The 20,531-nt window shown below is 60.9% G+C and carries 19 protein-coding genes and 2 pseudogenes; 9 read left to right on the top strand and 12 right to left on the bottom strand.

Annotation, left to right across the window (positions count from 1 at the left end):
* Positions 1-2 precede the first annotated feature (2 nt).
* Positions 3-2,844: pseudogene (locus PSH91_RS01280) on the top strand (class I adenylate cyclase).
* A 5-nt stretch (positions 2,845-2,849) separates the two neighbouring features.
* On the opposite strand, the gene rnk reads toward PSH91_RS01280, so the two are convergent.
* From rnk to cyaY, 3 genes are all read right to left on the bottom strand, one after another.
* The gene (gene rnk, locus PSH91_RS01275; protein ID WP_047226129.1) at positions 2,850-3,260 is read right to left on the bottom strand and encodes a nucleoside diphosphate kinase regulator; all 411 of its coding nucleotides are present in this window, start codon (positions 3,258-3,260) and stop codon (positions 2,850-2,852) included.
* A gap of 277 nt (positions 3,261-3,537) precedes the next feature.
* The gene (locus PSH91_RS01270; RefSeq protein WP_047226130.1) at positions 3,538-3,756 is read right to left on the bottom strand and encodes a DUF1289 domain-containing protein; all 219 of its coding nucleotides are present in this window, start codon (positions 3,754-3,756) and stop codon (positions 3,538-3,540) included.
* Positions 3,757-3,760: 4 nt separating this feature from the next.
* Positions 3,761-4,093 carry an iron donor protein CyaY gene (gene cyaY / locus PSH91_RS01265; protein ID WP_047226131.1) on the bottom strand — a complete coding sequence of 111 codons (333 nt, stop codon included), beginning with the start codon at positions 4,091-4,093 and terminating at the stop codon, positions 3,761-3,763.
* A 202-nt stretch (positions 4,094-4,295) separates the two neighbouring features.
* On the opposite strand from cyaY, the gene PSH91_RS01260 reads away from it, so the two are divergent.
* The 6 genes from PSH91_RS01260 to PSH91_RS01235 are packed head-to-tail and all read left to right on the top strand — an operon-like array spanning position 4,296 to position 8,897.
* Positions 4,296-4,466 carry a lipoprotein gene (locus PSH91_RS01260; protein ID WP_047226132.1) on the top strand — a complete coding sequence of 57 codons (171 nt, stop codon included), beginning with the start codon at positions 4,296-4,298 and terminating at the stop codon, positions 4,464-4,466.
* Positions 4,467-4,475: 9 nt separating this feature from the next.
* A complete protein-coding gene (lysA, locus tag PSH91_RS01255; protein WP_305467074.1) occupies positions 4,476-5,723 on the top strand; it encodes a diaminopimelate decarboxylase in 1,248 nt (415 codons plus the stop codon).
* 4 nt (positions 5,724-5,727) lie between these two features.
* Positions 5,728-6,558: a diaminopimelate epimerase gene (gene dapF / locus PSH91_RS01250; RefSeq protein WP_047226134.1), complete on the top strand. Its 831-nt coding sequence runs from the start codon at positions 5,728-5,730 to the stop codon at positions 6,556-6,558.
* Between the two features lie 13 nt (positions 6,559-6,571).
* Positions 6,572-7,294 (top strand): DUF484 family protein, encoded by a 723-nt coding sequence (locus PSH91_RS01245; protein ID WP_305467072.1) that lies wholly within the window; start codon positions 6,572-6,574, stop codon positions 7,292-7,294.
* Between the two features lie 2 nt (positions 7,295-7,296).
* Positions 7,297-8,196, top strand: a complete 900-nt coding sequence (gene xerC / locus PSH91_RS01240) for a tyrosine recombinase XerC (protein ID WP_047226136.1) — start codon at positions 7,297-7,299, stop codon at positions 8,194-8,196.
* Positions 8,193-8,897 (top strand): HAD family hydrolase, encoded by a 705-nt coding sequence (locus PSH91_RS01235; protein ID WP_047226137.1) that lies wholly within the window; start codon positions 8,193-8,195, stop codon positions 8,895-8,897. Before xerC ends, PSH91_RS01235 begins: the two co-directional genes overlap by 4 nt.
* Before the next feature lie 130 nt (positions 8,898-9,027).
* Here the strand turns inward: PSH91_RS01235 and sutA are convergent, their stop codons facing one another.
* From sutA to glnK, 4 genes are all read right to left on the bottom strand, one after another.
* The gene (gene sutA, locus PSH91_RS01230) at positions 9,028-9,351 is read right to left on the bottom strand and encodes a transcriptional regulator SutA (protein ID WP_014340827.1); all 324 of its coding nucleotides are present in this window, start codon (positions 9,349-9,351) and stop codon (positions 9,028-9,030) included.
* 101 nt (positions 9,352-9,452) lie between these two features.
* Positions 9,453-9,878, bottom strand: a complete 426-nt coding sequence (locus PSH91_RS01225) for a secondary thiamine-phosphate synthase enzyme YjbQ (RefSeq protein ID WP_047226195.1) — start codon at positions 9,876-9,878, stop codon at positions 9,453-9,455.
* Positions 9,879-10,092: 214 nt separating this feature from the next.
* Positions 10,093-11,418 carry an ammonium transporter gene (locus PSH91_RS01220; protein WP_047226138.1) on the bottom strand — a complete coding sequence of 442 codons (1,326 nt, stop codon included), beginning with the start codon at positions 11,416-11,418 and terminating at the stop codon, positions 10,093-10,095.
* Between the two features lie 33 nt (positions 11,419-11,451).
* Entirely contained in the window at positions 11,452-11,790 is a 339-nt protein-coding gene (gene glnK / locus PSH91_RS01215; RefSeq protein ID WP_002555808.1) for a P-II family nitrogen regulator, read from the bottom strand.
* Positions 11,791-12,202: 412 nt separating this feature from the next.
* Between glnK and PSH91_RS01210 the strand changes: the two genes are divergently transcribed.
* The gene (locus tag PSH91_RS01210) at positions 12,203-12,463 is read left to right on the top strand and encodes an accessory factor UbiK family protein (RefSeq protein ID WP_076383082.1); all 261 of its coding nucleotides are present in this window, start codon (positions 12,203-12,205) and stop codon (positions 12,461-12,463) included.
* A gap of 93 nt (positions 12,464-12,556) precedes the next feature.
* Here PSH91_RS01210 and PSH91_RS01205 read toward each other — a convergent pair whose 3' ends face one another.
* Positions 12,557-13,834, bottom strand: coding sequence for a sensor histidine kinase (locus tag PSH91_RS01205; protein ID WP_305467068.1), 1,278 nt, complete (start codon positions 13,832-13,834; stop codon positions 12,557-12,559).
* 276 nt (positions 13,835-14,110) lie between these two features.
* Between PSH91_RS01205 and PSH91_RS01200 the strand changes: the two genes are divergently transcribed.
* Positions 14,111-15,604, top strand: coding sequence for a YifB family Mg chelatase-like AAA ATPase (locus tag PSH91_RS01200; protein ID WP_047226141.1), 1,494 nt, complete (start codon positions 14,111-14,113; stop codon positions 15,602-15,604).
* Positions 15,605-15,610: 6 nt separating this feature from the next.
* Here the strand turns inward: PSH91_RS01200 and PSH91_RS01195 are convergent, their stop codons facing one another.
* The 4 genes and pseudogenes from PSH91_RS01195 to PSH91_RS01185 all read right to left on the bottom strand — a co-directional run bounded on the left by PSH91_RS01195 (position 15,611) and on the right by PSH91_RS01185 (position 20,426).
* A complete protein-coding gene (locus tag PSH91_RS01195; RefSeq protein WP_305467065.1) occupies positions 15,611-16,825 on the bottom strand; it encodes an aldose 1-epimerase family protein in 1,215 nt (404 codons plus the stop codon).
* A 515-nt stretch (positions 16,826-17,340) separates the two neighbouring features.
* Positions 17,341-18,063 carry a methyl-accepting chemotaxis protein gene (locus PSH91_RS26630; protein ID WP_370695182.1) on the bottom strand — a complete coding sequence of 241 codons (723 nt, stop codon included), beginning with the start codon at positions 18,061-18,063 and terminating at the stop codon, positions 17,341-17,343.
* 180 nt (positions 18,064-18,243) lie between these two features.
* Positions 18,244-19,158 (bottom strand): annotated as a pseudogene (locus PSH91_RS26625) (Cache 3/Cache 2 fusion domain-containing protein); the annotation flags it as partial.
* Positions 19,159-19,505: 347 nt separating this feature from the next.
* Positions 19,506-20,426, bottom strand: a complete 921-nt coding sequence (locus tag PSH91_RS01185; RefSeq protein ID WP_047226144.1) for a LysR substrate-binding domain-containing protein — start codon at positions 20,424-20,426, stop codon at positions 19,506-19,508.
* Positions 20,427-20,531 lie beyond the last annotated feature (105 nt).

The following is a 20,531-nucleotide window of genomic DNA, read 5'->3' as shown; positions in this document are numbered from 1 at the left end:
ACATGACCCGCAATCACGAAATACGCCCCGATCTGGACGAGGGAATCGACCGCAAGGTCCTGAGCCAGTTGCGCGCACGTTTTCTCAAGCTCAACAGCGTACGGATGGATCGCGCCCTGGAAGGTCTGTCGACCCGCCAGCAAAGCGTGCTGACGCTGTTGCCGTTGTTTTTCCACGTCAATCACCCGCTCCTGCCCGGCTATGTCTCAGGCAGCACACCTGCCGGGCTGTCCAACTATGAGCCCGACGCCAGCGTCCTCGCCGAAGCCCAGCGGCTGACCCGCTCGTTCTCCTACAAGCCGCGCCACGGCAGCAATCCGCCGCGACCGATTCTGGGTCTGTTTCTGATGGGCAGCCTCGGCACCCTCGCCCAAGCGGATCAAAGCGACATGGATGTGTGGGTCTGCCATGGTCCGGACCTGAGCGAGGACGAACTGGCCGAACTGCGCAAAAAATGTCTACTGCTGGAAACCTGGGCGGCGACCCAGGGCGCTGAAGCGCATTTTTTCCTGATCGACCCGGCGCGCTTTGTCCGCGGCGACCGGGACACTCAGCTCAGTTCCGACGATTGCGGTACAACCCAGCATTACCTGCTGCTGGACGAGTTCTACCGCACGGCGATCTGGCTGGCCGGACGCACGCCGATCTGGTGGCTGGTGCCGGTGTATGAAGAAGAAAACTATGAGCAGTACACCCACACGCTGATTTCCAAACGCTTCATCCGCGCCGATGAAACGCTCAACCTGGGGCACCTGGCCTATATCCCGCCGGGAGAATTCATCGGCGCCGGCCTCTGGCAATTGTTCAAGGGCATCGAGTCGCCCTACAAATCAGTGCTCAAGCTGCTGCTGATCGAAGTCTACGCCAGCGAACACCCGGACGTTCGCTGCCTGAGCCTGCGCTTCAAACAGGCGGTGTTCGCCAACCGCCTGGACCTGGAAGAGCTGGATCCCTACATGGTGGTTTACCGTCGTATCGAGGAGTACCTCAACGCCCGAGGTGAATCCGAACGCCTGGAGCTGGTGCGCAGGGCGCTTTACTTGAAGGTCAATCGCAAGCTGACCGGCCAGGGGCGCAGCACTGGCTGGCAACGGGTTCTGCTTGAGCGTCTGGCCCGGGAATGGGGCTGGGACCCACGGCAACTGGCGCTGCTGGACAGCCGCAGCCAGTGGAAAGTGCGTCAGGTCAGCAACGAACGGCGGGCGCTGGTCAACGAACTGACCTACAGCTACCGCTTCCTGACCCAGTTCGCCCGCACCGAAAAAACCGTCAGCCTGATCAACAAGCGCGACCTCAACGTCCTGGGCCGGCGGTTGTATGCCGCATTCGAACGCAAGGCCGACAAAGTCGAGTTCATCAACCCCGGCATCGCCCCGGACCTGGCCGAAGACACCCTGACGCTGGTGCAGTCACCGAACAAGAAAGAACCCGGGCAGAACCAGTGGGGCCTGTACAACGGCAGCCTCAACGCCCTGGAGTGGGAAAACTTCGCACCGATCAAACGCTGCCGCGAGTTGCTGGAGTTGCTGACCTGGTGCCATCGCAACGGTGTGATCGACAGCAGTACGCGCCTTGCGCTGCACCCAGGTAGCAGCGACCTGAGTGAGTTTGAGCTGTTCAACCTGCTGGGCAGCCTGCAACAGTCCATCGCCCTGCCGCTGAGCACGGTAGATGAAGAACAGCTGTTGCGCGCCAGCGTGCCCAGCGAAGTGCTGATACTGGTTAACGTCGGCGTCGATCCGCTCAAGCATCATCGCGACCTCAATATCCTGATGACCACCGAGCGCACGGACTCCCTGAGCTACGCCGGGGTTCGGGAGAACCTGGTGCTGACCCTGGATCAGGTCACGCTCAACAGTTGGAACGAGGTGCTGGTCAACCGCTTCGACGGCGAGCACGCCCTGCTCGACTGCCTGCGCGATTACCTCAATGACCTGCCCGTCACTCAGCGCCAGCCGCGTTTGCAGGTACGCTGTTTCTGCCACAACCGCGCGCAGTTCATTGCCCGCCGGGTCGAGGAAGTCGAAACGGCGCAGACCCCTGCTGCTGAGTAGGCTCAACCACCGCTATCTGCTCCAGGTCCAGCAGCACTACCACGTATTGGAGCTGGTGCCGGGCCAGGTCAATCACGTGGCCCTGGGCAGCCTGTCGGCGCTGATGGATTACCTGGGCGAGGAGCTGACGGCCTACAGCCCTCTGCATCTGGATCCGATGGCTCTGGAGGACCATGACCTGGCGCTGATCCTGCCCATGGGGCAGCCCGAGTGCATTCAGGTGTTCTACCGGGTCAACGAGGACGACGCTGAGCTGTACGTGCTCGATGAGCTCAATGCCCTGTGGCAACAGCGCTTGCCTTATCACGACGACCACAGCCTGCTGCTGCCGCTGCAGCGCTTCCTGCAATCGGTGCTGTACCGCCGCGACGCGTTACTGCCGATGGATGCCACCCAGCCATTGCCCCTGGAAACCCTGTACTACCAGCTCCTGCCCTCGGGCAGCGGGCGGGCACGGCGGATCGAGGCGCGGCAGGCGCCGCAAACGCCAGTGAACAAGCCGTTCTATGACGTGCAGGCAATCATCGGCAAAGCCACTCATGGGCAGGTGCACGTCACCCTGTATTGCGATCAGCGGGAGTTTTCGGAGCTGGAACATGGCGACCAGTTGTTCCGCGTGGTCGCCAGGGAGATCGTCGAACAGCGCCGTGAGGCCGAACGCTATCGCTGCTACATCACCGACCTGGACCTCTCGGGTCTTGTGGGTGATGGGGCCTGCTCAAGTAATTTGTACCTGCGCTACAAGGCTGACCTGGAACGCGCCCTGAACGAGGCGCTGGCCTTGGTCTGAAGCGCCTAGAGGTGGAAATCGCCGCCCGCTTCCGGCTGGTATTCCACGGCAAGCAATGTCAGTTTCAGCGTCTTGCCGCCCGGCGCCGGCCAGTCGATGTGCTGGCCAACCTTCAGGCCCAACAGTGCGCTGCCTACCGGGGCAAGGATTGATATCTTGCCTTCGTCGGCATTGGCGTCCTGTGGATAAACCAGGGTCAGGTGATAGTCCTTGCCGCTGCTTTCTTCGCGGCAGTGCACACGCGAATTCATGGTCACGACATCGGCGGGCACTTCATCGTGGCCTACCACGGTGTCGGCACGATCCAGTTCGGTTTGCAACGCAATCACGCCCGGCAGCGTTTCATCAAGGCTATCGATCAGGCGCTCCAGACGCTGTACGTCCAGACGTGTAAGGGTGATGGAAGGTACGGTCATGATTCAGGCAGACTCCTTTGTTCTGCACGAAAAAAGCAAAACCCCGCCACAAAAAGACGGGGTTTTCACGGGCCTCGATGAATTGAGGCGTAGCTGGACACTATCACAGCTCAATAAATAAACAACCCGGGCCAAATCTACCCATTGTCATGGGGAGCAGAATTACTGTGGCGCGGGGATTGTGGGAGCAAAGCTTGCTCGCGAAACAGGCGCCTCGATTTCAGGAAGAACGCGTCGTCTTCATCGCGGGCAAGCCTTGCTCCCACACAGTGGGCGATTACACCAGAGATTTGCGTTTAGCCGCCTCGGCACAGATCACCCGCCGGCGCTCATCATCGGCCGAGCGCCATTCGCGGATATCCTCCACATGACGGAAACAACCGAGGCAGACCTTCTGCTCATCCAACTTGCACACGCTGGTGCACGGAGAGGGCACTGCGGGGCTGACGTTGCTGTAGAGCGGTTTGGGCGGGCGCGCCGGAGTGTTCTGGCTCACGCTGTCAAAGGCCTTCGAAATCCAGTTCCACCCCGGCCTGCTGCTTGACGATGCGCTCGAGCATCTCGCCCAATTGCTCTTCGCTCTTGTCGCACATCCAGCGCTCGCTTTCCTCGTCGTAGTCGAAGTGGAAACCGCCGGACACCGCCGCCAACCACAGTTGCCGCAACGGCTCCTGGCGGCTGAAAATCAACTGGCTGCCATTTTCGAACTTGACGGTCAGCACCCCGGCGGAGCTTTCCAGGTCGATGTCCAGCTCGCTTTCGTCGAATACATCCTCCAGCGTTTGCTGGGTCGCATCGACCAGATCGTGGAAACGGGCTTCAGTCAAACTCATTGCGGCAACCTCGAAAATGTCTGCTCATGCTCAAGCGCCGCAAGATACGGACGCTTCCCGGCGATTGCAAAGGATATACCGACCGACGACAGCCGGCTTTGGGAAAAGCCTCCCGGCGCCGGACGGGAACCCCGTTGCATAGGCAAGCTGCCGGGTGGCCGGTATACTCCGGCGCAATTAACGCATTTTCAAGGATTTCGCCATGAAGCGCCTGATCTCTTCCCTTGCTGCGCTCGTCGCGGTTGCTTGCCTTGTGACAGCCTGTGGTCAAAAAGGTCCGCTGTACCTGCCCGACGACAGCAAATCCCCTGAAGAACAGGCCAAGTCGTCGCAATCCAAGTCCCACGCGCACGATACCCACACCACTTATTAAGGGAACGCCATGGACGCTTTTAACTACCGTGGCGGGGAGCTGTTCGCGGAAGGGGTTGCCTTGTCCGCGCTCGCGGAACGTTTCGGCACGCCAACCTACGTTTATTCCCGTGCACACATCGAAGCCCAGTATCTGGCCTTCGCCGATGCTCTGGCCGGCATGCCGCACCTGGTATGTTTCGCCGTAAAGGCCAACTCCAACCTCGGTGTACTCAACGTCCTGGCACGCCTGGGTGCCGGCTTTGACATCGTTTCCGGTGGTGAGCTCGAACGCGTGCTGGCCGCTGGCGGCAGCGCCGACAAGATCGTTTTTTCCGGCGTAGGCAAGACCCGTGAAGACATGCGCCGCGCCCTGGAAGTGGGGGTGCACTGCTTCAACGTCGAATCGACCGATGAGCTGGAGCGCCTGCAACTGGTCGCCGCCGAGATGGGTGTCCGCGCGCCGATCTCTTTGCGCGTGAACCCGGACGTTGATGCTGGCACGCACCCGTACATTTCCACCGGTCTCAAGGAAAACAAGTTCGGCATCGCCATTGCCGACGCCGAGGATGTGTACGTACGCGCGGCCCAACTGCCGAACCTGGAAGTGCTGGGCGTGGATTGCCACATCGGTTCGCAACTGACCACCCTCGAACCTTTTATCGATGCCCTCGACCGCCTGCTGGCGCTGGTTGACCGCCTCAGCGATTGCGGCATCTACCTGCGTCACATCGACCTGGGCGGCGGCGTCGGCGTGCGCTACCGCGACGAAGAGCCGCCACTGGTGGCCGACTACGTCAAGGCGGTGCGTGAACGCCTCGACGGTCGCGACCTGGCCCTGATGTTCGAGCCGGGCCGCTACATCGTTGCCAATGCCGGCGTGCTGTTGACCCGGGTCGAATACCTCAAGCACACCGAGCACAAGGATTTCGCCATCGTCGATGCGGCGATGAACGACCTGATCCGCCCGGCGCTGTACCAGGCCTGGATGGACGTCAACGCGGTGCGCCCTCGCGCTACCGCCGCCCGCAGCTACGATATTGTCGGCCCTATCTGCGAAACCGGCGACTTCCTGGCCAAGGGTCGGGAGCTGGCGCTGGAAGAAGGCGATCTGCTGGCCGTGCATTCGGCCGGGGCCTACGGGTTTGTCATGAGTTCCAACTACAACACTCGCGGCCGCTGCGCCGAAGTGCTGGTGGACGGTGATCAGGCGTTTGAAGTGCGTCGCCGCGAGACGGTAGCCGAGTTGTTTGCCGGCGAAAGCCTGCTGCCGGAGTAAAACCATGCTGCTGCGTTTTACCAAGATGCACGGCCTGGGCAACGACTTCATGGTCCTCGACCTGGTCAGCCAGCACGCGCACATCCTGCCCAAGCATGCCAAACAATGGGGCGACCGGCACACCGGTATCGGTTTCGACCAGTTGCTGATCGTCGAGGCGCCCAACAACCCGGACGTGGACTTCCGTTACCGGATCTTCAACGCCGATGGTTCGGAAGTCGAGCAGTGCGGCAACGGCGCCCGCTGCTTCGCCCGATTCGTGCTGGACAAGCGCCTGACCGCCAAACGGCAGATTCGCGTCGAGACTAAAAGCGGCATCATCGAACTGGATGTGCGCAACGACGGCCAGATCGGCGTCAACATGGGCGCCCCGCGCCTGGCACCGAAGGACATTCCGTTCGAAGCGCCGGCCCAGGCCTTGAGCTATCAGTTGGAGGTCGACGGCACCACGGTGGAACTGGCGGCAGTATCCATGGGCAACCCCCATGCCGTCTTGCGAGTCAGCGATATCAACAGCGCGCCAGTGCATGAGCTGGGGCCGAAGATCGAAAATCATCCGCGCTTCCCCGCGCGGGTGAATGTCGGTTTCCTGCAGGTCATCGACCGCCACCGTGCGCAATTGCGCGTCTGGGAACGCGGTGCCGGGGAAACCCAGGCGTGCGGCACCGGCGCCTGCGCGGCGGCAGTCGCCGCGATCAGTCAGGGATGGATGGATTCGCCTTTACTGATCGACCTGCCCGGTGGACGCTTGTCCATCGAATGGGCAGGCCCCGGCCAACCGGTGCTGATGACCGGCCCGGCAGTACGCGTATACGAAGGACAAGTTCGTCTTTGAGTGAGTCAAACCCATGACCGACAAGCCACAGGTTCCAGCCCCGCAGCCCGACGAATCCCCCAGCCATCCGGACGCCGCAGCCGTGGCCGCGTACCTGGATGCTCACCCGGACTTCTTCGTCGAGCATGAAGAACTGCTGGCGACGATGCGCATCCCCCACCGCCGCGGCGACACGGTGTCGCTGGTCGAGCATCAGATGAAGATTCTGCGCGAGCGCAACATCGAAATGCGCCATCGTCTTTCGCACCTGATGGACGTAGCCCGGGATAACGATCGGCTCTTCGACAAGACCCGTCGCTTGATCCTGGCGCTCATGGATGCCAACACCCTCGAAGACCTGGTGATGAGTGTCGAAGACAGTCTGCGCCAGGATTTCCAGGTGCCTTTCGTCAGCCTGATCCTGTTTGGCGATAACGCCATGCCAGTGGGGCGCTGGGTAACCCACGCCGACGCCCAGACAGCCATCGGCGGATTGCTCACGGAGAACAAGAGCGTCAGCGGCAGCCTGCGCGAACATGAGCTGGACTTCCTCTTCGGCGAAGAACAGCGCAAGCAGATCGGCTCCACCGCTGTCGTCGCCATCGCCCACCAGGGCGTACATGGCGTGCTGGCCATTGCCAGCCGTGATCCGCAACACTACAAAAGCTCGGTGGGCACGTTGTTTTTAAGCTACATCGCCGAAGTCACCGGCCGGGTCCTGCCGCGCATGACTGGTTCACTGCGCTCGGTACGCTGATGATGGAACGGCAGCTGGACGCCTACTGCGAACACCTGCGCAGTGAGCGCCAGGTGTCGCCCCACACGCTGTCGGCCTATCGCCGCGACCTGGAAAAAGTATTGGCCTGGTGCCAGAAGCAAAACATCGGCAGTTGGGCAGCCTTGGACATCCAGCGCCTGCGCAGCCTGGTCGCCCGCCTTCATCAACAAGGGCAATCTTCCCGCAGCCTGGCGCGACTGTTGTCAGCAGTGCGAGGCCTGTACCACTACCTCAACCGCGAAGGGCTGTGCAATCACGACCCCGCCACCGGCCTGGCACCGCCCAAGGGCGAACGCCGGTTGCCCAAGACCCTGGACACCGATCGGGCCCTGCAATTGCTGGAAGGCGCCGTCGAGGATGACTTCCTGGCGCGACGGGACCAGGCGATTCTCGAATTGTTCTACTCCTCCGGCCTGCGGCTTTCCGAACTGACGGGGCTTAACCTGGATCAACTGGACCTGGCCGATGGCATGGTCCAGGTGCTGGGCAAGGGCAGCAAGACACGTTTGCTGCCCGTTGGCCGCAAAGCCCGTGAGGCCCTGGAGCTGTGGCTGCCGTTGCGGGCGCTGACCAACCCGGCCGACGACGCGGTATTTGTCAGCCAGCAAGGCCGGCGTCTCGGCCCGCGGGCGATCCAGGTGCGGGTCAAGGCCGCCGGTGAACGCGAACTGGGACAGAACCTGCATCCCCACATGCTCAGGCATTCCTTCGCCAGCCATCTGCTGGAGTCTTCCCAGGACCTGCGCGCCGTCCAGGAACTGCTCGGCCACTCCGACATCAAGACCACCCAGATCTATACCCACCTGGACTTCCAGCACCTGGCAACGGTCTATGACAGTGCCCACCCAAGGGCCAAACGAATCAAGGGCGACGAATCATGACCATCGAGCTCATCACTTTCGACCTCGACGACACCCTATGGGACACCGCCCCGGTGATCGCCAGTGCCGAGGCCATCTTACGCCAGTGGCTGACCGACAACGCCCCGAACCTGGGCAGCGTGCCGGTGGAGCATCTTTTTACCATTCGCGAGCAAGTGTTGCGCGAGGAGCCCGGCCTGAAGCACCGCATCAGCGCACTGCGCCGACGAGTGCTGTTCCGTGCCTTGCAGGACGCCGGTTATGACCAGTGGCAAGCCTCGGAGCTGGCGGACGAAGCGTTCGAAACATTCCTGCACGCCCGTCACCAACTGCAAATCTTTCCCGAGGTGCAGCCTACCCTGGAAATTCTGGCCAACCATTTCGCCCTCGGCGTGGTCACCAATGGCAACGCCGATGTACGTCGCCTGGGACTGGCGGATTATTTCAAGTTCGCCCTGTGCGCCGAGGACATCGGCATCGCCAAGCCTGACGCCCGGTTGTTCCACGAAGCCTTGCAACGCGGCGGCGCCACGGCGCAAACCGCCGTGCACATTGGCGATCATCCGGGTGACGACATCGCCGGCGCCCAACAGGCCGGCTTGCGGGCAATCTGGTTCAATCCGGCGGGTAAAACCTGGGATGCCGAGCATGTACCGGATGCGGAGATTCGCAGCCTGACCGAGCTGCCGGGGTTGCTGGCGGGGTGGCATAGCCAACCCTGAACCGCCTGTTTTGTGGCCACCAGAACTCAAATTGTGGGAGCGAGCCGCGGCGCCTGGCCTGAAGATTTTTATAGCCCATGAAAAAGCCCGCAGCGACGGCGGGCTTTTTCAGCAAGCAAGAAGCAGATGCTCAGATCGGGCGGCTGCCGTACTTGTTGTCCGGTTTCTTGGGCGGATCCGCAACAACGTTGGCCTCCACTTCCTGCACTTTACCGCCTCGGGCCAGGAACTCCTCCATGGCCTTGGCGAGCGCATCACGCTCCTTGTTCTTGGCCTCTACGCTCGGCAACTCGTCGACCGAAACCGCCGCCTTGGCCTTGCCTTTGGCGGTTGGCGCCGGTACATCGGCCCCATCGTCATCGGCGACGTCTTCAGCCGCCGCTTCCAGGCCTTCTTCGGTCTCGTCTTCGTCACCTACTTCGAGGTCGTCGTTTTCCAGATCATCGTCGCTCATGTTCTACCTCATGACTTGCGAAAAGCAGATTAGTTATAGCCCAGCTTCGCCGTCTGTCGAAGGCTGCCAGAAAAAATTCAACATCCGCCGGCAATCAGCGGTTACTCCCCATCACCGTACAAAGTGGCGAGGACTTTACGAGCACCGCCATGATCACGGTGCTCGCCCAGATAAACACCTTGCCAGGTACCCAATGCCAGCCGTCCCGCCGTGACCGGCAGGCTAAGCTGACACCCCAGCACGCTGGCCTTGAAGTGCGCCGGGAGGTCGTCCAGGCCTTCGTCGTTGTGCTCATAATCGGCGGTTCCTTGTGGGATCAGCCGATTGAAAAATCGTTCGAAGTCTCGACGCACCGCCGGATCGGCGTTCTCGTTGATGGTCAACGAGGCCGAGGTATGCTGCAGCCACAGATGCAACAGACCGACACGACATGCCCGGAGTTCAGGCAGGCCGGCGAGCAACTCGTCCGTTACCAGATGAAAGCCCCGAGGCCTTGCCCGCAGGGTTATCAGCGTCTGTTGCCACATACAGATCTCCGCACGTTCGGCGCGCATTCTAGCGCGCTCTGGGAAAAAACAAAGGGCCTAATACGCCTGCTTTGGTGTAAGCCGATGGCGGTAGAAAAACCCATGTCGCGTACATAACAAAAGACGTCGGAAAAACCGACACATCCTGTGAGCAATGACAAACTCCAGACAAAAAAATGCCCGGCGAACCGGGCATTTTTTTTATTACGTGTACTTACAGATTGTAGCCACGCTCGTTGTGCTGGGCCAGGTCCAGGCCGACCGCTTCTTCTTCCTCGGAGACACGCAGACCCATGACGGCGTCCAGGACCTTGAGGATGATGAAGGTGACGATCGCGGTGTAGATCACCGTGAAGCCTACACCCTTGAGCTGAATCCACACTTGCGCGCCGATATCAGTCACGGTGCCGAAGCCACCCAGGGCCGGCGCTGCGAACACACCGGTCAGGATCGCGCCCAGGATACCGCCGATGCCGTGCACGCCGAAGGCGTCCAGGGAGTCGTCATAGCCCATTTTGCGCTTGAGGGTAGTGGCGCAGAAGAAGCACACCACACCCGCCGCCAAGCCGATGACCAGGGCGCCCATCGGGCCCACGGTGCCGGCAGCCGGAGTAATCGCCACCAGACCCGCCACCACACCCGAGGCAATGCCCAGTGCGCTTGGCTTACCGTGGGTGATCCACTCGGCGAACATCCAGCCCAATGCCGCAGCAGCGGTTGCAATCTGGGTCACCAGCATTGCCATACCGGCGGTGCCGTTGGCCGCGATGGCGGAACCGGCGTTGAAGCCGAACCAGCCTACCCACAGCATGGCCGCACCCATCAAGGTGTAACCCAGGTTATGCGGTGCCATCGGGGTAGTCGGGAAGCCCTTGCGCTTACCCAGTACCAGGCACGCCACCAGGCCAGCAATACCGGCGTTGATGTGCACCACGGTGCCGCCCGCGAAGTCCAGCACACCCCAGTCCCACATCAGGCCGCCGTTGCCGGACCAGACCATGTGTGCAATCGGTGCATACACCAGGGTGAACCACACGGCCATGAAGATCAGCATGGCGGAGAACTTCATCCGCTCGGCGAACGCGCCGACGATCAGGGCCGGGGTGATGATGGCGAACGTCATCTGGAAGGTGATGAACACCGCTTCAGGGAACAGGCCAGTCAGGCTACTAGGCGTGAGGCCCGCCAGGAATGCCTTGTTCAGACCGCCGACGAACGAATTGAAGTTGACGACGCCCTGCTCCATCCCCGTGGTGTCGAACGCAATGCTGTAGCCATAAATGACCCACAGGATGCTGATCAGACCGGTAATGGCAAAGCATTGCATCATCACGGAAAGAATGTTTTTCGACCGAACCATGCCGCCGTAGAACAGCGCCAGGCCGGGAATAGTCATGAACAGTACAAGAATTGTGGCAGTGAGCATCCAGGCAGTGTCGCCGGAGTTCAGGACTGGGGCTGCCGCTTCTTCTGCCATGGCCAGGCCAGGCGTTACGAAGGACAACAGGGCTCCTAGCCCTGCGAATTTACGCAGAGTCATATTGTTTTCTCCTGGGGCGTTGGGTTTGGCGGCTTAGATAGCGTCGGTATCGGTTTCGCCGGTACGGATGCGAATAGCCTGTTCCAGATTGACCACAAATATCTTGCCGTCACCAATCTTGCCGGTATTGGCGGCCTTGGTGATCGCCTCGATAACCCGGTCCAGATCCTTGTCGTCAATGGCGACATCGATCTTCACCTTGGGCAGGAAATCAACCACGTATTCCGCGCCGCGATACAGCTCGGTGTGACCTTTCTGCCGACCGAAGCCTTTGACCTCAGTAACGGTAATGCCCTGCACGCCGATTTCGGACAGCGACTCGCGCACGTCGTCCAACTTGAACGGCTTGATGATGGCAGTGACTAGCTTCATGAAACTTTCTCCCGAATTGGTGGACTTGCCCCAGGAAAACAAACCCGACTCAAGTCTAAGCGCAGTGCCTGGCTTTGTAACGCATCGTCGGCCCAAGTTGCCCGACCGGTGCCAGCTAACCACTCTGACGAAGCTCCCCGCCTCGCCGGCTGCACTGCATTCGTCACAGCGACTGCATCAGTGCATGGGTCATCAGCCACTAAGCAGAAACCTTGCCATCTGTGCCCAAACCTTCTGATTTCAGTCTCTTACCCACTGTGCCGGCTCGCGCCGCACCCCGAACAGGAACAATACGCACAACAACAGTGCGGCGATGCCCGGTCCAGTGCGCGAAAAGCGTGCACTCCTTGCTCGCCAATTGAATATAGACGCTGCGTGATACACTGCCCTCATCGTTTTCAGGACACCTGCCATGCTTGCGCCCAAAGACCTCCTCGACGCCCTCAGCGGCCACGCCTCCCGCCTATTGAGCGGCGACACACCCCTGCCCAAAAGCGAAATCGAAAGCCAGTTCAAGGCCCTGCTACAAAGCGGGTTCAGCAAGCTGGATCTGGTCAGCCGGGAAGAGTTCGACAGTCAGATGGTCGTACTGGCCCGGACCCGGGCGCGGTTGGAGAGCCTGGAGGCGAAGGTGGCGGAGTTGGAGGCGAAGATAAATCCTCCTACCGAATAAAATCCCCCAGCAGGAGCTGCTGAAGGCTGCGATTTTTTGTCTCGCTCCCCTGCCCCTGCAACGCTTTCTTGCCGAGGCCTCAAGCCGACTAGGTCAGCCACTCGCGGCTCGCTGGGATTGACCTTGGGCCAGCGCCAGCGGCAACTCCAGGGTAAAGAGCGCGCCCTTACCCGGCCCCGCGCTCTGCACCGTCAGCTCGCCGCCCATCTCGTGCGCAGCCAGAATGCAACTGTGCAGGCCAAAGCCGTGACCGTCGGCGCGCGTCGTAAAACCATGCTCGAACACCCGGGTGAGATTGTCCCTGGAGATACCCTCGCCGTTGTCCTCGACCTCGATCCGCACATGCTTGTCGTCAGTGGCCTTCAGACGCAGGGTAATGCGCGACGGTCGATCCGCCACCGAATCAAGCGCCTGCTTGGCGTTGTTGATTAGATTGATCAGTATTTGCAGCACCTTGTGCTTGTCCAGCGACATCATCGGAATATCGGCGAGCTCCTTGATCAGCGTCACATGATGACGCGCCAGGGACACATCGCAGATGCGCACCACATCCTCGATCAGCTCTCGCAGCGAACCCGGCTCCAGCACGCTGGAGTTACCGGCATAGGACTGCTGGGTGGCGACGATCTCCTTGATATGGTCGATGCTCTTGGTCAACTGCACCAACTCATCGATCATGCTCCGCTGCTCGGCTGCCAGGGCTTCGGCCAACTTGCCAAGATAGCCGGGTAGCGCGCGACCTTTCGGATCGCTGCTGATAAAGGCGCCGAGATCATCGGAATGCTCCTTCATCAACTCAGCGACCCTGATCACCCCCTGCCCCTTGGATGCGTGCACTTTCTCGTACAAGAGTCGGGCTGACACATTGACGCTATTGAGTACATTGCCCACGTTGTGCAGCACATTGGTGGCGATTTCCGCCATACCGGCCCGGCGCGCGGTAGTGACCAGTTCGGCCTGCGCCTCACGCAACTCGTCATTGACCCTGGCCAGTTGCTGCGGGCTGGGGATCTTAAGGGCCGCAGGCACTAGCCGTACCAGCAGGATGGCAGTAATCACCGAGGCGATAGCAGTGATTACCTTAACCAGCGCCGACAGCCAATAGTAGGGCTGCCAGATGGTCAGGATTTCCATCACATGGCTGGTCCCGCAGGCCAGGATGAACACACCAAAAGCCGTCAGCATCCAGTCAAAAGGCACGTCTTTGCGCTTGTGGATAAAGTACAGAAGGGTGAAGGGGATGGAGATGTAGGACAGGGTGATCAAGCCATCGGCAATGACATTGGTCCACAGCAAATCCGGCCGCCACATATAGCAATGCCCATGGGGTATAAAGCGCTTGTCGGTTAACAGAGCCAGCAGATCGTTCATGGGCCACTCACTCCCTGTGCCGTAGATGCCGATTGGACAAATCGGAGTCTAGCAGGGGCTGGGGCGGTCATTTCGAAGGCTCCGTGAAACGACCGCAGAGCCCTGCTGAACGAACGCGCGCCCTATCGCCATCGTGTTCGCGGGGGTGATCGGCCATTAGTAACCGCAACATCCTGGCAAAATTTTCGCCTTCGATTGCCCCACCGAAAGCCTATCCCACGACTAACCTTCAAGAGCCGCAGGACGCGGCCTCTTATTCACTCAAGGAACGATTGCATGTCGCTCGCCATTGTCCATAGCCGCGCCCAGGTGGGGGTGGAGGCTCCTGCCGTTACCGTTGAAGTCCATCTGGCCAATGGCTTGCCATCACTGACGATGGTCGGCTTGCCTGAAGCGGCGGTGAAGGAAAGCAAGGACAGGGTACGCAGCGCGATCATCAATTCGGGCCTGAATTTCCCGGCGCGGCGCATCACGCTGAACCTGGCGCCGGCGGATCTGCCCAAGGACGGCGGGCGGTTCGACCTGGCGATTGCCCTGGGGATCCTGGCGGCCAGCGTACAGGTGCCGACCCTGATGCTGGACGATGTGGAATGTCTCGGGGAGTTGGCGTTGTCCGGCGCGGTGCGCCCGGTGCGCGGTGTGTTGCCCGCGGCGCTGGCGGCGCGCAAGGCCGGGCGTACACTGCTGGTGCCGCGAGCGAATGCCGAGGAAGCCTGTCTGGCATCGGGGCTGAAGGTGATCGCGGTGGATCATCTGCTCGAAGCGGTAGCCCACTTCAATGGCCATACCCCGGTGGTGCCTTATGTTTCCAACGGGCTACTCTCGGCGAGCAAGCCCTATCCTGACCTGAATGAAGTACAAGGCCAGGTCGGGGCCAAGCGCGCATTGCTGATCGCCGCTGCGGGAGCCCATAACCTGTTGTTCAGCGGACCACCAGGCACCGGCAAGACACTGCTCGCAAGCCGTTTACCGGGGTTGTTGCCGCCACTGGCTGAAAGTGAAGCCCTGGAGGTCGCCGCGATTCAGTCGGTCGCCAGTTGCGTACCGTTGAGCCATTGGCCGCAGCGCCCGTTTCGTCAACCGCATCACTCGGCGTCCGGCCCGGCGCTGGTGGGTGGCGGCTCAAAGCCGCAACCGGGAGAGATCACCCTCGCCCACCATGGCGTGCTGTTTCTCGATGAACTGCCGGAGTTCGACCGCAAGGTTCTTGAGGTCTTGAGGGAGCCGCTGGAATCGGGCCACATCGTGGTTTCGCGCGCTCGTGACCGGGTGCGCTTTCCGGCGCGTTTTCAGTTGGTGGCGGCGATGAATCCCTGCCCCTGTGGATACCTTGGCGAGACCAGTGGCCGATGCTCGTGTACGCCGGACATGGTGCAGCGCTACCGCAATAAACTCTCCGGCCCCTTACTGGACCGCATCGACCTGCACCTGACCGTCGCCCGGGAAGCCACGGCGTTGAGCCCCAAAAGCGAATCCGGTGCGGATACGGCTACCGTAGCCGAGCAAGTGGCCGAGGCCCGCGAACGCCAGCAAAAGCGCCAGGGCTGTGCCAACGCGTTCCTGGATCTGCCGGGTTTGCGTCGGCATTGCAAGTTATCCACAACCGATGAAACCTGGCTGGAAACCGCCTGCGAACGACTGACCCTGTCGCTGCGAGCCGCCCACCGCCTGCTCAAGGTCGCCCGTACGCTGGCGGACCTCGAGCAAGCGGATCGAATCAGTCGGGAGCACTTGGCCGAAGCATTGCAGTACCGGCCCGCCACGCCCTGATGGGCATCATGGCTTGCTCAGGTCCACCAGCGGCGTATTTCGTACTTCGGTTTCCTGGGCGCCCTGGATTTCATCGATACGTTTGAGGGCTTTATCCACGGCACCTTTATCAGCCAACAGGCTGTAGTGGATCTGGAACTGCTTGTGCTCTTTTGGCGCGATGGTGGGCACCAGGCCCAGTGGCCGTTGATACCGGCGGTTATAGGAAAAACTGGTGCCCGGCTCCAGCCCGGTCACGTAACCCTGACCTTGGGTATCGGTGTTTTTCCACAGGGAGAACACGGGGAGCGTGCCGGTGTTGAAGCCCACCGATACACCGAGGCTACCGGCCTTGTTGTGCAGCACGGTGAGGGTGTCGCCCTTGGCATCGGCATAAGGCACGACGTTGTAGACGGTTTCGTCGTAGTCCTTGGTTGGCCCTCGGTAGGTTTGCCAATCCGCCAGATCGCCCTTGGCCTTGTCGTTGAACGGCGAGACCTGCTTGACCGGCGCCGCGAAGCGAGCCCCCTGCTCCAGGAACGGTGTACTGAAATTGCTGTGGTAAAGCGCTTGGTATTCCTTCGGATAGTCGCCGTTGTTGGTCAGCGTGTCCTTGAGTGCGAAGCTCACGCTGCCGGGCTCGGTCAGCAGTTCGGTTTGTACCGAGAAATCGACTTTCTTGAAGGCTTGTTCCTTCAGCTCGCCCCGCAGAGTAATCGCATAGGGCGGTTTTTCATCGATGTGCAGCGTCACTTTGTTGGCCGGGATGTTGGCGGCGCGGCCATGCAGCGTCAGCAGCTCGCCGTTGTCCATGCCGGGATGGCCGACCCATTCGTAGCCACAGCGGGTCACCAGCTCGTTGAAGCCTTCGAGCCAGCCCAGTCCACCGCGGCCGTTGAGCTCAATAAACGATGGATTGACCACTTCCTTGACCGGCGAATCCCAGCCCATACGCACTTCACCGACCGAGGCCTGCAGCACGTTCATGCCCCGTGTTGGGACGACCGAGAGCTTCATCGTGCCGTTGTCGATATCGACGATGCTGACGCCTTCCTGCCGACCGCCATGCAGGGTGCGCATTGTCACGGAAAAGGGCTTGTCGGTTTTCACGCCTAGCTGCTGGCTGGTGATTTTCCAGGGCTGAGCGGCTTTATCGGTGTCGAGCAGGACGTAATCCCAGGCCATGGCGTGGGACGTAGCGCCCAGGGCGCTGAGGGCAATGACAAGTTTGAGCGGAGTCATAAGGGCAGCCTTTTCTTGGAGTTGTGCGGTTTTTATAGACTTGAAGAAACGTTTCAGCAAGCTTAAAAACAGCGATAACCTTGAAAGCCGCAAACGCCCGTTCGCCGCCAAGCCTCTGTGGGAGCGAGCCTGCTCGCGATAGCGGTGGGTCAGTGGCGGGGATGTCGGCTATGCCGACGCCTTCGCGAGCAGGCTCGCTCCCACACTGGTCAGGGATGGCCGCAAAATCTTCGTTCGCCGCCAAGCCCCTGTAGGAGCGAGCCTGCTCGCGATAGCGGTGGGTCAGTGGCGGGGATGTTGGCTATGCCGACGCCTTCGCGAGCAAGCTCGCTCCCACACTGATCGGGGGATGGCCGCAAAACCTTCGTTCGCCGCCAAGCCCCTGTGGGAGCGAGCCTGCTCGCGATAGCGGTGGGTCAGTGGCGGGGATGTTGGCTATGCCACTGTTGTCGCGAGCAAGCTCGCTCCCAGAGGGATCTGGGGTGAACTTGCTCGCGATGAGTCTGCAGGACGCCTCAGCGGAACCGGTCAACCTCTTTGCGCAGGTCCTGCGCCAGTTTTTCCAGTTCCTTGGCGGTGATCGCCAGGTTCGAGACCACTTCGCGCTGTTCGCTGTTGGCCATGGCGATGCTTTGCAGGTTGCTGCTGAGCAGGGTCGCGGTGCTGCTTTGCTCCTGAGTGGCGGTGGTGATCGCCGCGAATTGCTGGCCTGCCGAGCGGCTTTGCTCGTCGATGCGCGCCAGGGCCGAGGCCACATTGGCATTGCGCGACAAGCCTTCTTGCATCAACAAGTTGCCTTTCTCCATCGTACTGATGGCGTTACCGGTTTCCTGCTGGATGCTATTGATCATGCCGGAAATTTCGTCAGTGGCCTGACGGGTACGGGACGCCAGGCTACGAACTTCGTCAGCCACTACGGCAAAGCCCCGACCCTGCTCACCCGCACGGGCGGCTTCGATGGCCGCGTTGAGCGCCAGCAGGTTGGTCTGCTCGGCGATCGAGGTGATCACCCCGACGATGCCGCCGATTTCCTGGGAGCGCTGGCCCAAGGTGTTGATGACCGTGGCAGTGCTGTTCAGTGCGCCAGCAATTTGCTCCAGCGACGAGGATGCTTCATCCATCGACGTACGACCGATGCGGGTTTGCTGGGCGTTATCCTGGGCCAGGCGTTCGGTATTGCCCATGTTATCGGCGATGTTCAACGAGGTCGCGCTGAACTCTTCCACTGCGCCAGCCATGCTGGTGATTTCGCCGGACTGCTGCTCCATGCCCTCATAGGCCCCGCTGGACAACCCGGACAGGGCCTGGGCGCGGCTGTTGACCTCTTGCGAGGCCTTGCGGATATGTTCGACCATGGTCGACAGGGCCTGGCTCATCTGGTTGAAGGCACGGGCCAACTGACCGATTTCGTCGTGGCTCGACACATTCAGACGCACGCTCAGGTCGCCGGCGCCCAGCGCCTCGGCCTGGCGCACCAGATCGCCCAGCGGGGCCAGTTTGCTGCGCAGCAGCCACACCGCCGAGCCCACGGCCAGCAACATGGCCAGCAAGCTGCCGATAGCCAGTTGCGTACCGACACTCCAGGTCACGGCGCGAATCTCGGCTTTCGGCATGCTCGCCACCACCGCCCACGGACCGTCCTCGAACGGCACGGCAACGCTGTAGAAATCTTCAGCGGTATCGCTCCAGAACACACCTTTGCCTGGCTTCTTGACCAACTCCCTGATGGTCCCGGTCGCCTGCTCCAGCGCCTGCACACCCGCTGGCGGAACCAACCATTTGTTTTGCTCATCCAGTACCGCCAGCGAACCGGTCTGACCGATACGGAAGCGCTTGAGGTTCTCGAACTGGGCGTTCTGTGCGTCGGTGTAATCGAATCCCACATACAACACGGCAATGATCTTACCGCTGCTATCGCGTACGGGGGTGTACTGCGACATGTAGAAGCGCCCGAAAAGCAGGGCCCGACCAATGTAGCTCTGCCCACTCATGACCGGGGCATAAGCCGGGCCGGCACGGTCGAGCAAGGTGCCGATCGCCCGCGAACCGTCCTGCTTGGTCAACGAAGTGCTCACGCGGATGAAATCGTCGCCGCTACGCACGAACACTGTCGCCACTCCGGCGGTCGTCTGCCTGAACTCATCAACTTCCTTGAAGTTGTTGTTCAGCACTTCGCTGCCCAGTCTCAGGGTTGGAGCCTGCACGCCTGCCACCGCGACCGGCTCATCCGGGTGCACGCTCAGCCCCGCGCTGAAGCGTTTATCGAACAGCCCGCTCAATCGCTGCGTGCTTTCACGCAGGGTGCCATGGAACGTATTGAGTTGGTCGGCCATCAGACGCGCTTCGCTGGCCAGGTGTTCTTCACGGGTCGCGAGGTTGGCGGAGTCCAGCGAGCGCAGGGCAAAGACGGTGCTGCCGGAGATCACGATCGCCAGTATCACGGCAAGGGCTAGGCCCAGCTGTGAGGCGATTCGGGCACGAGGTTGAGACATGACGGCTCCTAGCCAAGTGACCGGATCATCCTGATCACGTCGCACACTCGGCAATTTTATTCGGGTGATATGTAGGCAGTCCCTTTCTAATACGAAAGTACTACTTCCACACATTCGGCGGCGAAACCGAATACTTGAGCGCTTTGGAAGGAATAATGCCAAGTGGCTAGCACGGGCGCTTCAACGATTCAGCCCAGACGCTTTACGTCGGGTAATTGCATGGCCTTCACTTCGCCCTGGAGAAAATCGCTCAGACGGCGCAAACGTTCACCTCCTGGACGGGTTTTCGGCCAGACGAGGTAATAGTGCTCGCCGCTGGCGACGGCGGTAGGCCATGGCAGGCTCAAGCGCCCTTGGGCCACGTCCTCGGCCACCATCAACAGATCACCCATGGACACGCCGTAGCCGCGCGCCGCGGCGATCATGCCCAGTTCCAGCGTATCGAACACCTGCCCGCCCTTGAGCGAGACCTGATCGGACAGACCCATGCGCGAAAGCCAGTTGCGCCAATCACGACGGTCCGGCGTGGGATGCAGCAATTCTGCGCTGGCCAACCGCGCCACATCCCAGGGCTGGTCGTTCAACAGGTTCGGTGCGCCTACCGGAATCAGCTCCTCGGGAAACAGCAAGCTTGCCTCCCAGTCGCTAGGAAAATGCCCGTTGCCCAGTAATACCGCGCAATCGAAAGGCTCGGTGTTGAAGTCCACTGAATCGACGTCCATCCAGGCGCTGGTCAGCTGCACTTCATTGCCGGGCTGAAGATGCCGGAAGCGGCTCAGGCGTGCCAACAGCCAACGCATGGTCAGCGTGGACGGCGCCTTCATGCGCAGGATGCCATCTTCGCCGTGCAAGGTATGACAGGCCCGTTCCAGCGCCATGAAACCCTCACGCACGCCCGGTAGCAGCAACCGCGCCGCTTCGGTCAACTGCAGGTTGCGACCACTGCGCTGGAACAGCCGACAGGCAAAGTGCTCTTCGAGTGTACGAATATGCCGGCTGACGGCACTTTGAGTAATCGATAGTTCTTCGGCCGCCCGGGTGAACGAGCTGTATCGCGCCGCCGCTTCGAATGCGCGTAACGCATAAAGAGGAGGGAGACGACGAGACATCGGGAAAAGCTCCTATGGCGATATTTACGCACCCTATCAGAAAGTTATCAGCATGAGTTTTAATCATGCCAGTGATCGCTTTTATCCTTTTGTGCAAACCGCTGA

The organism is Pseudomonas sp. FP1154 (assembly GCF_030687245.1).
In the GTDB taxonomy this organism is placed as follows: Bacteria; Pseudomonadota; Gammaproteobacteria; order Pseudomonadales; family Pseudomonadaceae; genus Aquipseudomonas; species Aquipseudomonas rhizophila.
This window is presented reverse-complemented; position numbering and strand designations above follow the sequence as displayed.

Bases quoted from the DNA above. Each gene is read 5' to 3' on its own strand.
- rnk (WP_047226129.1), bottom strand. From the start codon at position 3,260: ATGACCGTACCTTCCATCACCCTTACACGTCTGGACGTACAGCGTCTG.
- cyaY (WP_047226131.1), bottom strand. From the start codon at position 4,093: ATGAGTTTGACTGAAGCCCGTTTCCACGATCTGGTCGATGCGACCCAG.
- PSH91_RS01260 (WP_047226132.1), top strand. From the start codon at position 4,296: ATGAAGCGCCTGATCTCTTCCCTTGCTGCGCTCGTCGCGGTTGCTTGC.
- lysA (WP_305467074.1), top strand. From the start codon at position 4,476: ATGGACGCTTTTAACTACCGTGGCGGGGAGCTGTTCGCGGAAGGGGTT.
- dapF (WP_047226134.1), top strand. From the start codon at position 5,728: ATGCTGCTGCGTTTTACCAAGATGCACGGCCTGGGCAACGACTTCATG.
- PSH91_RS01245 (WP_305467072.1), top strand. From the start codon at position 6,572: ATGACCGACAAGCCACAGGTTCCAGCCCCGCAGCCCGACGAATCCCCC.
- xerC (WP_047226136.1), top strand. From the start codon at position 7,297: ATGGAACGGCAGCTGGACGCCTACTGCGAACACCTGCGCAGTGAGCGC.
- PSH91_RS01235 (WP_047226137.1), top strand. From the start codon at position 8,193: ATGACCATCGAGCTCATCACTTTCGACCTCGACGACACCCTATGGGAC.
- sutA (WP_014340827.1), bottom strand. From the start codon at position 9,351: ATGAGCGACGATGATCTGGAAAACGACGACCTCGAAGTAGGTGACGAA.
- PSH91_RS01225 (WP_047226195.1), bottom strand. From the start codon at position 9,878: ATGTGGCAACAGACGCTGATAACCCTGCGGGCAAGGCCTCGGGGCTTT.
- PSH91_RS01220 (WP_047226138.1), bottom strand. From the start codon at position 11,418: ATGACTCTGCGTAAATTCGCAGGGCTAGGAGCCCTGTTGTCCTTCGTA.
- glnK (WP_002555808.1), bottom strand. From the start codon at position 11,790: ATGAAGCTAGTCACTGCCATCATCAAGCCGTTCAAGTTGGACGACGTG.
- PSH91_RS01210 (WP_076383082.1), top strand. From the start codon at position 12,203: ATGCTTGCGCCCAAAGACCTCCTCGACGCCCTCAGCGGCCACGCCTCC.
- PSH91_RS01205 (WP_305467068.1), bottom strand. From the start codon at position 13,834: ATGAACGATCTGCTGGCTCTGTTAACCGACAAGCGCTTTATACCCCAT.
- PSH91_RS01200 (WP_047226141.1), top strand. From the start codon at position 14,111: ATGTCGCTCGCCATTGTCCATAGCCGCGCCCAGGTGGGGGTGGAGGCT.
- PSH91_RS01195 (WP_305467065.1), bottom strand. From the start codon at position 16,825: ATGACTCCGCTCAAACTTGTCATTGCCCTCAGCGCCCTGGGCGCTACG.
- PSH91_RS26630 (WP_370695182.1), bottom strand. From the start codon at position 18,063: ATGGCTGGCGCAGTGGAAGAGTTCAGCGCGACCTCGTTGAACATCGCC.
- PSH91_RS01185 (WP_047226144.1), bottom strand. From the start codon at position 20,426: ATGTCTCGTCGTCTCCCTCCTCTTTATGCGTTACGCGCATTCGAAGCG.